This is a genomic window from Kordiimonas lacus, assembly GCF_001550055.1.
Lineage (GTDB): Bacteria > Pseudomonadota > Alphaproteobacteria > Sphingomonadales > Kordiimonadaceae > Kordiimonas > Kordiimonas lacus.
Map to the genome: position 1 here is coordinate 262,016 of NZ_LRUA01000007.1, position 13,693 is coordinate 275,708.

At 57.8% G+C, this 13,693-nt stretch carries 11 protein-coding genes; 4 read left to right on the forward strand and 7 right to left on the reverse strand.

Annotation, left to right across the window (positions count from 1 at the left end):
- Positions 1–4: 4 nt before the first annotated feature.
- Positions 5–1,015 (reverse strand): substrate-binding periplasmic protein, encoded by a 1,011-nt coding sequence (locus KORLAC_RS14250; protein WP_160328641.1) that lies wholly within the window; start codon positions 1,013–1,015, stop codon positions 5–7.
- Complete coding sequence (locus KORLAC_RS14255; RefSeq protein WP_068307571.1) at positions 963–2,390, reverse strand: aldehyde dehydrogenase family protein; 1,428 nt, start codon at positions 2,388–2,390, stop codon at positions 963–965. The genes KORLAC_RS14250 and KORLAC_RS14255 overlap by 53 nt, the downstream gene beginning before the upstream one ends.
- A 166-nt stretch (positions 2,391–2,556) precedes the next feature.
- Here KORLAC_RS14255 and KORLAC_RS14260 point away from each other — a divergent pair, with 166 nt between their 5' ends.
- The gene (locus tag KORLAC_RS14260; protein WP_139167616.1) at positions 2,557–3,300 is read left to right on the forward strand and encodes a hypothetical protein; all 744 of its coding nucleotides are present in this window, start codon (positions 2,557–2,559) and stop codon (positions 3,298–3,300) included.
- 76 nt (positions 3,301–3,376) lie between these two features.
- Here the strand turns inward: KORLAC_RS14260 and KORLAC_RS14265 are convergent, their stop codons facing one another.
- Positions 3,377–4,207: an SDR family NAD(P)-dependent oxidoreductase gene (locus tag KORLAC_RS14265; RefSeq protein WP_068307573.1), complete on the reverse strand. Its 831-nt coding sequence runs from the start codon at positions 4,205–4,207 to the stop codon at positions 3,377–3,379.
- Between the two features lie 2 nt (positions 4,208–4,209).
- Entirely contained in the window at positions 4,210–5,121 is a 912-nt protein-coding gene (locus tag KORLAC_RS14270) for an alpha/beta hydrolase (protein ID WP_068307575.1), read from the reverse strand.
- 131 nt (positions 5,122–5,252) lie between these two features.
- On the opposite strand from KORLAC_RS14270, the gene KORLAC_RS14275 reads away from it, so the two are divergent.
- Positions 5,253–7,031 carry an alkyl sulfatase dimerization domain-containing protein gene (locus tag KORLAC_RS14275; protein ID WP_068307577.1) on the forward strand — a complete coding sequence of 593 codons (1,779 nt, stop codon included), beginning with the start codon at positions 5,253–5,255 and terminating at the stop codon, positions 7,029–7,031.
- 121 nt (positions 7,032–7,152) lie between these two features.
- On the forward strand, positions 7,153–7,779 hold the full coding sequence (locus KORLAC_RS14280) for a TetR/AcrR family transcriptional regulator (RefSeq protein ID WP_160328642.1): 627 nt from the start codon (positions 7,153–7,155) through the stop codon (positions 7,777–7,779).
- A gap of 3 nt (positions 7,780–7,782) precedes the next feature.
- Here the strand turns inward: KORLAC_RS14280 and KORLAC_RS14285 are convergent, their stop codons facing one another.
- Positions 7,783–9,360, reverse strand: a complete 1,578-nt coding sequence (locus tag KORLAC_RS14285; RefSeq protein ID WP_068307581.1) for an EAL domain-containing protein — start codon at positions 9,358–9,360, stop codon at positions 7,783–7,785.
- A gap of 295 nt (positions 9,361–9,655) precedes the next feature.
- Between KORLAC_RS14285 and KORLAC_RS14290 the strand changes: the two genes are divergently transcribed.
- Positions 9,656–11,512 (forward strand): alkaline phosphatase D family protein, encoded by a 1,857-nt coding sequence (locus KORLAC_RS14290; RefSeq protein WP_068307583.1) that lies wholly within the window; start codon positions 9,656–9,658, stop codon positions 11,510–11,512.
- Between the two features lie 74 nt (positions 11,513–11,586).
- Here KORLAC_RS14290 and KORLAC_RS14295 read toward each other — a convergent pair whose 3' ends face one another.
- Both KORLAC_RS14295 and KORLAC_RS14300 read right to left on the reverse strand, forming a co-directional pair.
- Positions 11,587–13,362, reverse strand: a complete 1,776-nt coding sequence (locus tag KORLAC_RS14295) for a sodium:solute symporter family protein (RefSeq protein ID WP_068307588.1) — start codon at positions 13,360–13,362, stop codon at positions 11,587–11,589.
- A gap of 4 nt (positions 13,363–13,366) precedes the next feature.
- Positions 13,367–13,642, reverse strand: a complete 276-nt coding sequence (locus tag KORLAC_RS14300) for a DUF4212 domain-containing protein (protein ID WP_068307589.1) — start codon at positions 13,640–13,642, stop codon at positions 13,367–13,369.
- Positions 13,643–13,693: the final 51 nt, after the last annotated feature.

Here is a 13,693-nt window from a genome sequence, read left to right on the forward strand (position 1 = left end):
ACCCCTATTTGTTTTCTAGACGGGCAAACGGCCCCAAAATCCTTTGCAGTTCCCCGCTCTCGCGCAGCGCCCGGATACGCATGTTGACGTGGTCGACAAAAGGTTCGGCGCCGGTCCCGGTTTTGCACACCACATGGGTTGTCGTCTCGAACAATATATAATCAGGGTTAAAATCCGGTAACTGGATTCCATTATTCTCAGCAATGATGAACGTATCCGGAAACCAACCATACATGCCGTCCACCCGCCCGGCTTCCAGCATGCGCAGGGCAGTTTTGTCATCCGGGGTCCGGATGATATTGAAGCGGTCGCTGTCTGCCATCAGTGCCGTATACCCCACACCACGCTGGACAGCGATCGTCCGCCCGAAAACATCCTCTTTGCTGTTGATCATGGGCTGTCCTTTTCTCGTCAGAATATGAGAACTGACGAAATCCACCATTGCGCTTTCAAACAGCTCATCTGGTTTTAGGGACGTCAGCGCGACCGAGGCGCTGATCGACGCTGGAAAAAGACAGGACCGCTGCGTCTGTTCGAACTTCCTGAGCGCCCGCACCAACGGATAACGCTGGTAAACCGCCAGGGATTGGTCGATCGGCATGATCCGCCTGATCAACCGGTTGTAGCCACTTTGAGGGTCAACATCCAACCGCCCTTCAAGATGGGCGCCAATCAGCATGATGGGCGCTTTCTGCTGGTCCCCGTCACCGCGCGCTGCAACTGCCACCATAAAGGTGAGTAGCAGGCCCCGGAACAATAAATGCCGGAACAGAAAATGACTGACAAAATGTCTCATGACCGCCTTTGTTGTAGCAGGCCCCCGCCACATACCGCCACGCGCTTCCCTTGCCGCATGACCGTCTACCCCTAAACTTGGCCTGATTATCGCGCCATGGCAACCGTTAGACACCAAAAAGGGGCACAGATGCACCCCTTCATCACCCTCTGGCTGCTGGTTTCTATTACGCGTTGTAGCCCAGGATGGATTTGGTCTCCAGGAAATCGGCGAAGGCATGATCACCCCACTCGCGGCCATTGCCTGACTGCTTGTAGCCACCAAAGGGGGCAGAGATATCCCCCGGCGCACCGTTGATATAGACCATGCCCGTGCGCATTTTCGCAGCCACGCGGCGGGCGCGTTCCGGGTCGGCGGACTGCACCGCGCCCGACAGGCCGTAGATGCTGTCGTTGGCAATGCGCACCGCGTCATCTTCTGTTTCATAGCCCATGATCGCCAGTACAGGGCCGAACACTTCCTCGCGCGCGATGGTCATCTCCGGTTTGACATCCGCAAACACGGTTGGCTTGACGAAGAAGCCTTCGGGGCAACCGTCCGGACGGCCCGGGCCACCCACGACAAGGCGTGCGCCTTCGTCAACGGCTTCCTGCATCATGGCGCCGACTTTTTCGAACTGCTGGCCGTGGGCGATGGGGCCCATGGTGGTCTCCTCCTTGGTCGGATCACCGGTGACCACGCTTGAGGCCGCCTGATGGGCAATCGACGCCGCTTCGTCCATACGGTCCGCCGGCACCAGCATGCGGCTCAGGAGCGTACAGGTCTGGCCCGTGTTGCGCATGGCCGCCAGCGTTTCGCGGGCCACCACCTCTTCCAGGTTGGCATCGTCCAGAATGATGTTGGCCGATTTGCCGCCCAGCTCCTGCGTCACGCGCTTGATGGTGGGTGCTGAGGCTGCCTGCACGGCTGACCCCATACGGGTAGAGCCGGTCACGGACATCATGTCGATGCCCGGATGGGCAGACATGGCCTCACCCACGCTTGGGCCTTCGCCGTACACAAGGTTATAGACACCCTTGGGCACGCCTGCGGCTTCCATGATTTCCGTGAACAGCTGGGCGCTATAGGGGGCCACTTCGCTGGGTTTCAGCACCATGGTGCAGCCCGTTGCGATGGCTGGCGCCACCTTGCAGGTAATCTGGTTGATCGGCCAGTTCCACGGCGTGATCATGCCCACAACCCCAATCGGCTCCTTGGCGATGCGGGTTGGGCCCCGGTCTTCATGAAATTCGTAATTTTCCAGCACCTTGGCGGCGGTCATCAGATGCCCAAGGCCTGAGGGCGCGTGCGCGCGTTCCGCCAGCGTCTTGGGCGCGCCCATCTCCAGCGTGATCACCTCAGCCATTTCGGCCATGCGTTTCTTGTATTCCGCAATGATGGCGTTCAGAAGTTCCAGCCGTTCCTCCCGGCTGGTGAATGCGAAACTCTCAAACGCCTCACGCGCCGCAGCCACGGCCTTGTCTACGTCGGCTGCGGTGCCCAACACCATTTCGCCTGACTTCTTGGCTGTTGCCGGATTGATGAGGTCCCGTGTCGCAAATTCAGCGGGGTCGACCCACTCACCACCAATATAATGTTTGTAAAGCTGCCGCATGTTGCATCTCCCTCATCAATGCTTTGATTTGATCTGAAGGATAGATGGGCACGCGGCGAAGTCAAACAACCCCGCGCCATGGAAGGCAGTGAAAAAAACACTGGCTTACATAAATCTGTGGTTTCGACTAGAGTTATGGCCTGCACGGGGGCAGGAAGGCCACGGGATGGCACAAACGGTTGTCACTGGATTAGGTAGCCTGAAAGGAATGCAAGCGCTCCACCGCACCCGCTTCCTGATCGTCATCCTTTATCTGTCCGGTATCGTGGTCGCAGGCTTCAGCCCCTATTTCCTCTCTCTTGCGTCCTTCAAGGCCCCGGAAGCGCATTGGCTTATCCATATCCACGCGGCTTGTTTTGTCGGCTGGCTGCTTTTGCTGTTCGAGCAGGCCAGGCGAATGTACGTGCGGGACTATAGGGGCCATCTGCGCTTGGGCGCACTGGGCATCCGGTATGGTTTCGCCATGCTTGCGCTTGGGCTTGTTGTCGCCTTCTCGGTTCCTGTGATGCGGTACCAGGCCGGGGACAGGACCCTCGATCAAGCAGCGGAATTCCTGCTGTTCACGGTCGGCGACATGGTCTTGTTCGGATTGTTGTTTTTCGCCGCGGCCAAAACGCGGAACCGCCCGGCACTGCACAAGCGGTTCATGCTGATGGCCGCCACTGCCCTCACGTTTGCGGCCAGCGTCAGGTTGATGTCACCCTTTCAAATACCCGGCCTCTTTCTGGCATTCTGGCTGTCACCAATCCTGTTGATGATGCTTCTGGACACCATCAAAAGCAGCAAGCACCACATGGTTTATGGTGCAGGCATCGTGCTTATGCTGCTGCTTTATGCCAGGGTTTTCGTCGCGGGTTCGGAGCTATGGCTGCCCACGGGACGGGCCATCATTCAGCTTTTGGCGTTCTAGAAGCCGGAAGGTTTCGAACGCGGTACACGCTGCTGCAAACACTTTGCCCGCATCCGCTGCGCCGCCAACCATCAAATCAGAATATCCCGTCTCGGTTCCAGGCTTCCAGCTTCTTCTGGAACAGTTTGCGCCAGATGTTCGGCATCCAACGCTGCAACCGGTCCGCGGACTTGGCGTCCGGGCCCACCAAAATCCGGTAGGTGCCTTTGTCTACACCCGCCAGAATGGTTTGTGCCGCCGCTTCTGGGGTTGTCACGGCCATATCTTGAAAATTCTTCTGCACTTCTTCCGGGTCCACATCGCCTTGAATATTGTGGAGGTGCTTTCCGGACCGAACAATGTTGGTATCCACCCCGCCCGGATGCACGGAATGAATTTGCACACCGGTGCCCTGCAGCTCATAGAACAGGCTTTCATTGAAGCCCTTCACGGCGTGCTTTGCGGCACAATAGGCCGACTGGCTGGGTATGCCAATAATTCCAAACAGGCTGGAAATATTGACGATATGGCCGTGCCCGCGCGCCAGCATGCCTTTAAGAGCCGCCTTGGTGCCATAAACCACACCGTAGAAATTGATGTTCATCACCCACTCAAGGTCTGTGTAGGTCATTTTATCGACCGTGTCGGAAAGCGACACGCCTGCATTATTGAAGAGGATGTCGATACCACCCATCTTGGCCTCGGCGTCGGCAACAGCCGCTTCAAACGCGGCCCGGTCGGACACGTCAAGCACACATGAATGGACATTTACTTGCCTGGCTGTCAGCTCAGCCACCGCATCCTCAAGCCCCGGCCCATTCACATCCGTCAGATAAAGCGTGGCCCCGCGCGCAGCAAGTGCCTGAGCAAGGGCAAGCCCGATACCAGACGCAGCGCCGGTGATGAAGACGGTTTCAAGTTTTGCCATGATCAGTTCCCCCAATGATGCTCGAAGAAGGCCGCCATCTCGGCGATGGCGCGCTTGCCCTCCGGCACCAGCCCTGCCTGCATGTGCCAAACATGATGCATCTTAGGCCAGACGTCCAGATGCACACTACAGCCAGCATCCTGGGCCTTCTTATGAAACCTTGTGCTGTCAGAGAGCAGGATTTCCTCTGAGCCCACCTGCACCAGCGTGGGCGGCAAACCAGCCTGGTCCCCAAACAGCGGCGACGGCCGCGGGTCATCGGGCGAAAGTTCCCCGCTATAGACCTGACCCGCGATCTGAATGCCGTCCGCGTCCAGCATGACTTCCTTGTCCCGGTTGGTGCGCACACTCTCGCCAGATCCGGTCACATCCAGCCAGGGGGAAATCAGCGCCAGCGCCACAGGCATGGTGCGTTCGCTATCCCGGATGGCATGTGCGGTCGCCAGCGTCAGTCCGCCACCAGCGCTGTCGCCCGCCATGGTAATGGGCACACCCGGGTTTTCGGCCTGGATATAGTCATAGGCTGCAAGCGCATCCTCAATAGCTGACGGGCAGCGATGCGCCGGCGCCAGGCGATAATCCAGCAGGAACACCCGTGCCTTCATGGCCCTGGACAGCCGTGCGCCCAGGTCACGATAGTGCTTTGGCCCACCCCAGACATAGCCGCCACCGTGGCTGAACATCAGGATACGGTCGCCCCGTGCACCCGGCACGCTGATCCACTCGCCGCGCACAGTGCCTGTATCCACGGCTTCCACTGTCGCATCCGATGGCGCATCCGGCATTTTGCTTTCCATGGCCTTCAGCGCCACTTCAAAATGCTTGAGACGCGCTTGCTGCGGCGCGGCCTCCAACTCTTTCGGCCGGAATACAGCCCTGATTTTCCGGCGTACAAGCCAGGCCCTGATTGACATAAATTGCTCCCCTTTACTGGCGTTGCCTGCTGCTCCCTACAGCATTTAGAACAAGCCGCTTGCCAAGAATATTAATGATCTTCATTATATAGTCAAACACTTCGAGTCTTGCTTTGGGAGGGGCGCTTGAAATGAAAAAACAGCTGACTGGACTGATCCTGTCTGCCGCCATGCTGACAGGCTGCGACGAGACAGACACCAAACCCGTCTATACTGACGACTATAGCGCGCCCGACTATCTGATCGAGTTTGGCAAGATGTTCCAGGAAGGCGTCCAGAAGGCATCAGATGCGCCTGTGTGGCTTTATACAAACGTGAACGGCGGCATCCCCAACACCGTGGTGATCGAGGGTGATACCGGGCTGATCATCGTCGACACCACACTGAAGCTTGAAGACGGCCAAAAGACGCTTGAGATGATCCGCGAGCGCACCAGGAAGCCGGTCAAGGCCGTGATCTACACCCACCACCATAATGACCATGTGGGCGGGGCCGCCGCCTTCGTTGATCCGGCGGATGCACGCGCGGGCACGGTGCCGGTGATTGCGGCGGCGAACTTCGTGCGTGAAATGCAGGACGAAAATGCCGTCACCATCCAGATCATGGGCATGCGCGCGCTTTATATGTACGGCACGCTTCTGGATGACGATACCGACGGCCGGAACTATCACGTCGGCCTGGGAGGGCGCATCAAGCCCGGCACGATGGGCTATGTGGAACCCAACACTTTTGTGGACGGCACGCAGGAGATGACCATCGACGGCATCCGCATGGAACTGTTCCAGACGGGCGGTGAAGCCGCCAGCCACATCGGCATCTATCTGCCGGACTATGAGATGATCCTATCTGGCGACGAAATCCAGGGCCCGACCTTCCCGAACCTGCACAGCCTTCGCGGCACCAAACCACGCGATGCCAACGCCTGGATCGATGCCATCGACCATATGCGTGCCTACAATCCCAAGGTGATGGTGCCAAGCCACGGTCCGATTGTTGAGGGCCGCGACGAGGTTGAGCATATCTTCCGCACCTACCGGGACGCCATCCAGTGGACCCACGACCAGGCTGTTCGGCTGATCAACCAGGGCTATACCCAGGAGGAACTGGCCGAAGCCCTGCCCCGCCTGCCCGAGCATCTGACCATCACCCCCTGGACACGGGAGGTCTACGGCACCGTCAAACACAGTGTCAGGAACTATTTCACCGGCTATATCAGCTGGTTTGATGGTGACGCCGCAACCCTTGACCCGACGCCGCGAACAGAGCGCGCGCGCCGCACCGTGGCCCTGATGGGCGGGCGCGACCGGGTCTATGCGGAAGCCGAAAAAGCTATGGCGGAGGGCGACCCGCAGTGGGCGTCTGAGTTGCTGACCCATCTGGTGCGCATTGATCACGACGACACGGCGGCAAGGGCGCTGAAGGCCCGTGCCTTCCGACAGATCGGCTACAAAACCCTGAACACCAATTGGCGCGGCTTCTATCTGACCGGCGCGAAGGAATTGGATGGTGACATCGATAGTGTGGCGATCCAGGAGAACCTCAGGAAACGCTTCAATGCCTCCGCCATCCCAAGCGATCGGCTGCTGAGCCTGATGCGCTACAAGTTGGTGCCCGAAGAAGCCGCAGGCAAGGCGCTGACCGTCAGCTTTGTGTTCCCGGACCGGGATGAAGCCTTCACGCTGGAGCTGAGAAGCCAGATTCTGGTCGTGCATGAAGGCCTGAAGGGCGAACCCAACGCCACGCTGACGCTGGACCGCACCACCTATGACCGGATGATCCGGGGCGAAGTGGGCTTCGCGGGCGGCCTGATGGACGGCGATATCCAGTTGGACGGCAGCAAGCTTGATGTTCTGGCCTTCTTCGGGTCTTTCGACCTGGACACGAAAGCCATCCCGCTGGTGGTCCGCTGAGGATCGTGCGCACCAATCAAGTGGCATATTTTTCCAACAAGCGTTCAAATAATTCGCTTGCACGCATTAATGGTTTTCATTAATCAAAATGATGGGGAACAAGCAATTGCGGGAGACCAGGGTGAACCGGCAACAAGACGGTAAAGCAAAACGTGCCGATGCCACGAGGGCTGCGCTCATCAGCGCGGCTGAGCGGCTGATCGCCGAAAAGGGCCTCGCGTCCGTTTCGACAAGAGAGATACTGCAAGAAGCCGGACAACGCAACCAGTCTGCGCTTCAGTATCATTTTGGCTCCAAGGAAGGCCTGATGCGCGCCACCATCAGCGAGCGCACGCGCCAGATCGACGAAAAGCGTCTGAACCTGATGAAGGACTGGACCGGCAACCCGACGCTTGATGAGGTACTGGAAGTTCTGATCCTGCCTTTGGCGGAACTGGCAGAAGAGGAAATCGGCGGCAAACACTATATCCTGTTCCTGTGCCAGGCCATTACCCAGCCTGATTGGGACCTGAGGCAGGCGATCAAGGATTTCGAGCTGATCGGCCTCGGCCGGGCTTACGAATACTATGATGAACTGCTGGCAGACCTGCCGGAAGAAGCGCGTGTTGTCAGGCAGGAAATTGCCTATGATGTGGCGATCCTGACCCTCAAGCGCTGGTGCATCCGGGAAATGGAACTGACCCCAAGGCAAATCACCAAGCTGGTGATCCACGCGAACAAAGCGATCCTGGAGCCTCCCAAACGGTAAGGGCTAGCCCGCCTTCATGGGTTCGGTCAGAAAGTTGGGGCTGGGTTTTCCGAAGAAATAGCCCTGGCCATAATCCACGCCCATCTCTCGCAACAGCTTGGCGTGTTCCTCTGTTTCCACCCATTCGCCCACCGTTACAATCCCCAGGTCGCGACACAGCATGACCATGGACCGCAGATAGGCCCGGTCTTCCTTGTTATGGATGGCATCGCGGATATAGTCTCCGTCGATCTTCAGCGCATCAACCCTGAGCTTCTTCAGATACTGGAAGCCGGCCGCACCCGCCCCAAAATCGTCCAGATAGACCTTGAAACCAATATCCCGCATTTCCCGAACGCAAGCACCAAGCGCGTCCAGGTCGTGGATTTTGGCGGACTCGGTAATCTCGAGCGACAGATATTGCTTCAGGTCCTTGTTGCCACGCAGAAGCGAAACCAGCTCCAGCATGAATTCGGAACTGGAAAGCGACCGGCCAGACAGGTTCACGGCAATGCCGGGTGCGCCGCCTTTTTTCAGAAGCTCCCTGATTTTGCGGATGGCGCGCGTCACCACAGCATAATCAAATTCGTCAATCAGCCCGACGTCTTCAGCGAAACGGATCATCTCCCACTGGCTCTTGATCATCGGCGGCAACTCAAAGCGTGTCAGTGCCTCGAAATGATGGACCGTGTTTTTCTTCAAATGCACGATCGGCTGGAACACCAGCGAGAAAGCCCCGTCTTCAAGCACCTTGCGGAAGGCCTTCACCCGCTCAGTGGTCTCCCCGATCAGCGTCGAGCAATTCTTTTTGATGTCTGCCACCGCGCCGCCGCTGGTGTCGCGCGCGAAACTTTGCAGGCTGAACACAAGTGCTTTCAGGTTGTCTTCCTCGCTCAGGTTCGATTCTGCAGCATCAATGGTGGCCGATGTCAGCTCAACCCCGGTGACCTTCTTCAGCTGCGCCGCGAAATCAACCTTCTGGGCTTTCTCGTTGGTTTTGTCGTGGACGACAGCGAACTTATCATCCGCCAGCATGGTGGCGTGTGATCCGCCAACAGAGAATGACTTCAGGTACTCCTCGATCACTTTCTGTTTGTCCGGGTCGATGCCCTGCCCGCTGCTGGCTTCCAGTACTGTCACCAGCATGTTTTCCGCAGCGTCCGGGTTGCCTTCAAACAGCCCTTCGAGGCGCTCAAAAAACTGCTGCTTCTTGTCTTCTACCTTAACCGGCGCTTGCTTGCTTTTGCTGACACCAACCCTATAGGGCTTTGAAAGAACAGCATAAATTCTGTCATTTGCAGTTGGTAGCTTGGCGATGAAAACGGCGAAGTCTTCCTTCTTGCCGTCTTCCTTGCCGATGGAAACTGTGAAGGGCCCTAACCGGTTGGCACCCGTCAGCATCTTGGCCGCACTTTCGATAATGCCGCGGCCCTTGTCTGTCAGCAGGTTGAGGAAATTGGTCTTGCCGCCGCCCACCGCAGCGCCCAGCGTGTTCTTGATGGCCCCATCGGCGTTTTGGATGTTGAACTCAAGATCCAGCTCAAGCAACACATCGCCCACACAAAAGGCATATCCCAGAAATCTTCCCGGTACTTTGCTCATAAAAAAGTCTTTAATTTCCGTGACCTAAGCCATGGAATTCCTTATCCGCCCCCTATATCGCACAGATACGTTAGGAAACCGTAAAATAAAATCAGCTGGAATGCGACAATTAAAAACCCTCATGAAGCATGAGTATTTTTCTCTTATTTCAGGCATTTGGGCGTCATTAACAATATTGTCAAAATAGCACCACAAATGTATTGCTAAAACAACGATCCGGGAACTTGATACCGCGGGAGGCGGTTGTATTTCTCAGGATGAAAGCCCCAATTTCAGTGGGGAGGGGAGATTATTTATGACATTTCTTAAAAAAGCAGCGGTCAACAGACGCCATATTCTGGGCGGCATTGGCGCAGGGATCGGCCTGGCGGCAGCACGGGGAACCGTGGCCAGCGCGCAAGCCGAAATGGGTTTCACGCATGGCGTTGCCAGCGGCGACCCGCTTGAAGACCGGGTAATCCTGTGGACGCGGGTAGTACCCAAGGCGGGCATCGCCAGCAATATTGCTGTGGATTATCAGGTCGCTACAGACGCCGGCTTCACCAATATCGTCAGCCAGGGACAGACCCGCACCGGCCCGAAGAAAGACTTCACGGTCAAGGTTGATGCCCAGGGCCTGAAAGCCGATACGCGCTATTTTTACCGCTTCCTGGCAGAAGGAAACACCAGCCCCACTGGCCGCACGCGCACCCTGCCCGGCCACGGCGCGCAGCACGCCCGCATGGCCGTGATCTCCTGCTCTAATTACCCGCAGGGTTTCTTCAATGTCTACAAGGAGCTGGCCGGGCGCGACGTGGATATGATCCTGCACCTGGGCGACTATATCTATGAATATGCCGATGGCGTTTATTCCAACGACGCGGCGGTTGCACACGGGCGGACGGTAAGGCCCAAGCACGAGCTTGTCGCCATTGACGATTACCGCACACGGTATGCGCTCTACCGCGCTGACCCCGACCTGCAGACGGCCCACGCCGCCCATCCTTTCATCTGCGTGTGGGACGACCATGAGATCGCCAACAACACCTGGAAAGGCGGCGCGGAAAACCATAATGAAGGCGAAGGCTCGTTCGAGGACCGCAAGGCAGCCGCCGTGCAGGCGTATCATGAATGGCTGCCGATCCGCGAAAACGGCCATGGGCTGGACAAGATCAACCGCACGTTCGACATTGGCGGGCTCGCGAGCCTGATCATGTTGGATACCCGCCTGTGCGGTCGCGACAAGCAGCTGGATTATGCCACGGACCTGCCGATGACTACCATCCCATTCGATTTTTCTGATGAGGACAACCCCAAGGCAGTATTGGACGCACAAGCCCTGAAGGCGCTGCCGGAAGCTGCAGTTAAACACATCCCGGTGCCGTTCGACATGCGCGGCGAGAAGCCGGTGCCCATGACCGACTATGCTGAAGTAAAAGCAGTAGACCCGAAAAACCTGCCCAAGGGGTTCAGTTACCTGCCTGACGTGGAAAAATTCCGCCATGATATTCTGGGTGCGGAAGACCGCACCATCCTGGGCACGGAGCAGGAAACCTGGCTGGTGGAAGAATTCCAGCGTTCCAGCGCCGCAGGCGTGCCGTGGCAGATTTTGGGCCAGCAACTGTTGATCGGCCGTGTCGGTATCCCGATGCTGACGGATGAGGATATTGATTTCGAGAATTCGAAATTCATCAGCCGCGAACGCTTTGATGCCATCCGCATGTTAGGGTCCATGGGCATGCCGCTCAATCTGGATTTCTGGGACGGTTATCCCGCCTGCCGCGACCGGGTTTATGCATCCATCAGGGACAATGCCAACAATGCTGTGTTTCTCTCTGGCGACACCCACAATGCCTGGTGCTTCGAGTTAACGGATAAAGACGGCGACAATATCGCGGTCGAGTTCGCGACGCCAAGCGTCAGTTCCCCTGGCATGGAAGCCTATATCCCGGCAGACCCAGAGCGCGTGCGCGAGGAAACCATGAAGGCCAGCCCCGAGCTGACCTACTTCAACAGCAAGGACCGCGGCTGGCTCGAGCTGGACATCACACCCGAGAGTATGTCTTCAACCTGGCATTATGTGTCAACGGTATTGAGCCACGACTATAGCGTGACCAAGGGCCCGACGCTGGTTACCCGGGCCGGCAGCCACACGGTAACCATGGCGGCCTGAGGGACAAGACACCTGCAGGAAAGCACAAAAAAAGGCGGGGACATCCCCGCCTTTTCTCGTTTCTGCACGACCTGCTAATGGTCCTGGGCGCCCGCAGCCCCTATGGGCACGCGGATATCTTCCACCAGATGCTGGATATCTTCAGGCGGTGCCGGTGTGAACCGGTCCACCGTAAAGGCGACGGCGAAATTGAGCATCATGCCCACCATGCCAATGCCCTCTGGCGATATACCAAACAGCCAATGCTCTGCCGTGTTCAACTCTGGCGAAATGAACTTGAAATAGACGATATAGCCGAAGGTAAAGACAAGGCCTGTCAGCATCCCTGCCATCGCGCCTTCCTTGTTCATTTTCTTGGAGAAAATTCCCATCAGGATGGCCGGGAACAGGCTGGCCGCGGCAAGGCCAAAGGCAAAGGCCACTACTTGCGCCACAAAGGCCACGGGGTAAATTCCCAAGAGCCCAGCGACACCGATGGCCACCGCCGCAGCAATGCGTGCCGCCCGAAGTTCCTGCTGGTCGGAAATATGCTTCATCAGGGTTTTCTTCAGAAGGTCATGACTGACGGCTGTGGAGATGACGAGCAAGAGCCCGGCTGCGGTCGAAAGCGCGGCCGCAAGGCCACCCGCGGCCACCAGCGCGATCACCCAGCCCGGCAGCTTGGCAATTTCAGGGTTGGCCAAGACCATGATATCCCGGTCCACATACACCTCATTGGCGGTGTCGGTGGTAGGGTTCACCAGCAGGCGTTCGCCGTGCTCGCCACGCTTGTCACCATCGAACGCGGGTTTGCCGTCAAACGGGGCCCCGGGGCGGTACTGCACTGCACCGTCACCGTTCTTGTCCTGCCAGGCAATCAGCCCCAGGTCTTCCCAGTTTTTGAACCACTGCGGCGTCTCTGTGTATTCCGTCTCGTTGACTTCTGAAATGAAGTTCAGCCGCGCAAATGCGCCCACCGCTGGCGCCGTGGTATAGAGAATGGCGATAAATACCAGCGCCCACCCGGCGGAAATGCGGGCGTCAGATGCCTTCGGCACGGTGAAGAAGCGCACCAGCACGTGCGGCAGGCCCGCTGTACCCACCATCAGCGCCGCCGTGATGGCGAACACATCAATGGTGGATTTGGTGCCGTCGGTATAGGCGGTAAAGCCAAGCTCGATGAGCGCGCTATCCAGCTTCTCGAGGACCGTCAGGCCAGAGCCGTCAGCCACCTCTGCCCCCAGCCCCAACTGCGGCACCGGGTTGCCGGTGATCAGCAGGGAAATGAAGATAGCCGGTACCGTGTAGGCAAAAATCATCACGCAATATTGCGCCACCTGCGTATAGGTGATGCCTTTCATGCCGCCCAGCACCGCATACATGAACACGATGGCCATGCCGATGATCACGCCCAGGTCAACTTCCACCTCGAGGAAGCGCGAGAACACAATGCCCACGCCGCGCATCTGGCCCGCCACATAGGTGAAGCTGATGAAAATCAGGCACAGCACCGCCACCAGCCGCGCGGCGTCGGAATAATAGCGGTCACCGATAAATTCGGGCACGGTGAACTTGCCGTATTTCCGAAGGTACGGCGCCAGCAGAAGCGCCAGCAGCACATAGCCGCCGGTCCAGCCCATCAGGTAGACGCTGCCGTCATAGCCGAGGAAGGCAATCAGCCCGGCCATGGAAATGAACGAGGCTGCGCTCATCCAGTCGGCGGCTGTGGCCATGCCGTTCAGCACAGGGTGCACACCCGTGCCGGCGACATAAAATTCGCTGGTGTTGGCTACCCGCGACCAGATGGCGATGCCGATATAAAGCGCGAATGAGACGCCAACGAACAGGTAAGTCAGGTTTTGTGCGTCCATGGCCCTAGTCCCCCACGCCGAACTGGCGGTCCAGCGTCCGCATGCGGAAGGCATAGACGAAAATCAGGACAACAAAGGTGAAAATGGATCCCTGCTGGGCAAACCAGAAGCCTAGCTTGAAGCCGAACAGGTGAAGCTGGTTGAGCCAATCTTCCAGCAAAATGCCGAACCCGAAGGACACAACGAACCAGATGGTCAGCAGAACCGCCAGCAGCCTTAAATTGGCGCGCCAGTAGGCCTGCCGGTTCTCCCTTTCGCCAATGGGCGTGTTTTCAGCCATATGCAATCCCTCCCCTGCAATAGGCCCGCAGCTTGAAAGATCACGCGCGTG

Excerpts from the sequence above, each read along its gene's own strand:
- KORLAC_RS14250 (WP_160328641.1), bottom strand. The coding sequence starts at position 1,015 with ATGCCTTCGCCGATTTCCTGGAGACCAAATCCATCCTGGGCTACAACG.
- KORLAC_RS14255 (WP_068307571.1), bottom strand. The coding sequence starts at position 2,390 with ATGCGGCAGCTTTACAAACATTATATTGGTGGTGAGTGGGTCGACCCC.
- KORLAC_RS14290 (WP_068307583.1), top strand. The coding sequence starts at position 9,656 with ATGACATTTCTTAAAAAAGCAGCGGTCAACAGACGCCATATTCTGGGC.
- KORLAC_RS14265 (WP_068307573.1), bottom strand. The coding sequence starts at position 4,207 with ATGGCAAAACTTGAAACCGTCTTCATCACCGGCGCTGCGTCTGGTATC.
- KORLAC_RS14285 (WP_068307581.1), bottom strand. The coding sequence starts at position 9,360 with ATGAGCAAAGTACCGGGAAGATTTCTGGGATATGCCTTTTGTGTGGGC.
- KORLAC_RS14300 (WP_068307589.1), bottom strand. The coding sequence starts at position 13,642 with ATGGCTGAAAACACGCCCATTGGCGAAAGGGAGAACCGGCAGGCCTAC.
- KORLAC_RS14295 (WP_068307588.1), bottom strand. The coding sequence starts at position 13,362 with ATGGACGCACAAAACCTGACTTACCTGTTCGTTGGCGTCTCATTCGCG.
- KORLAC_RS14270 (WP_068307575.1), bottom strand. The coding sequence starts at position 5,121 with ATGTCAATCAGGGCCTGGCTTGTACGCCGGAAAATCAGGGCTGTATTC.
- KORLAC_RS14260 (WP_139167616.1), top strand. The coding sequence starts at position 2,557 with ATGGCACAAACGGTTGTCACTGGATTAGGTAGCCTGAAAGGAATGCAA.
- KORLAC_RS14275 (WP_068307577.1), top strand. The coding sequence starts at position 5,253 with ATGAAAAAACAGCTGACTGGACTGATCCTGTCTGCCGCCATGCTGACA.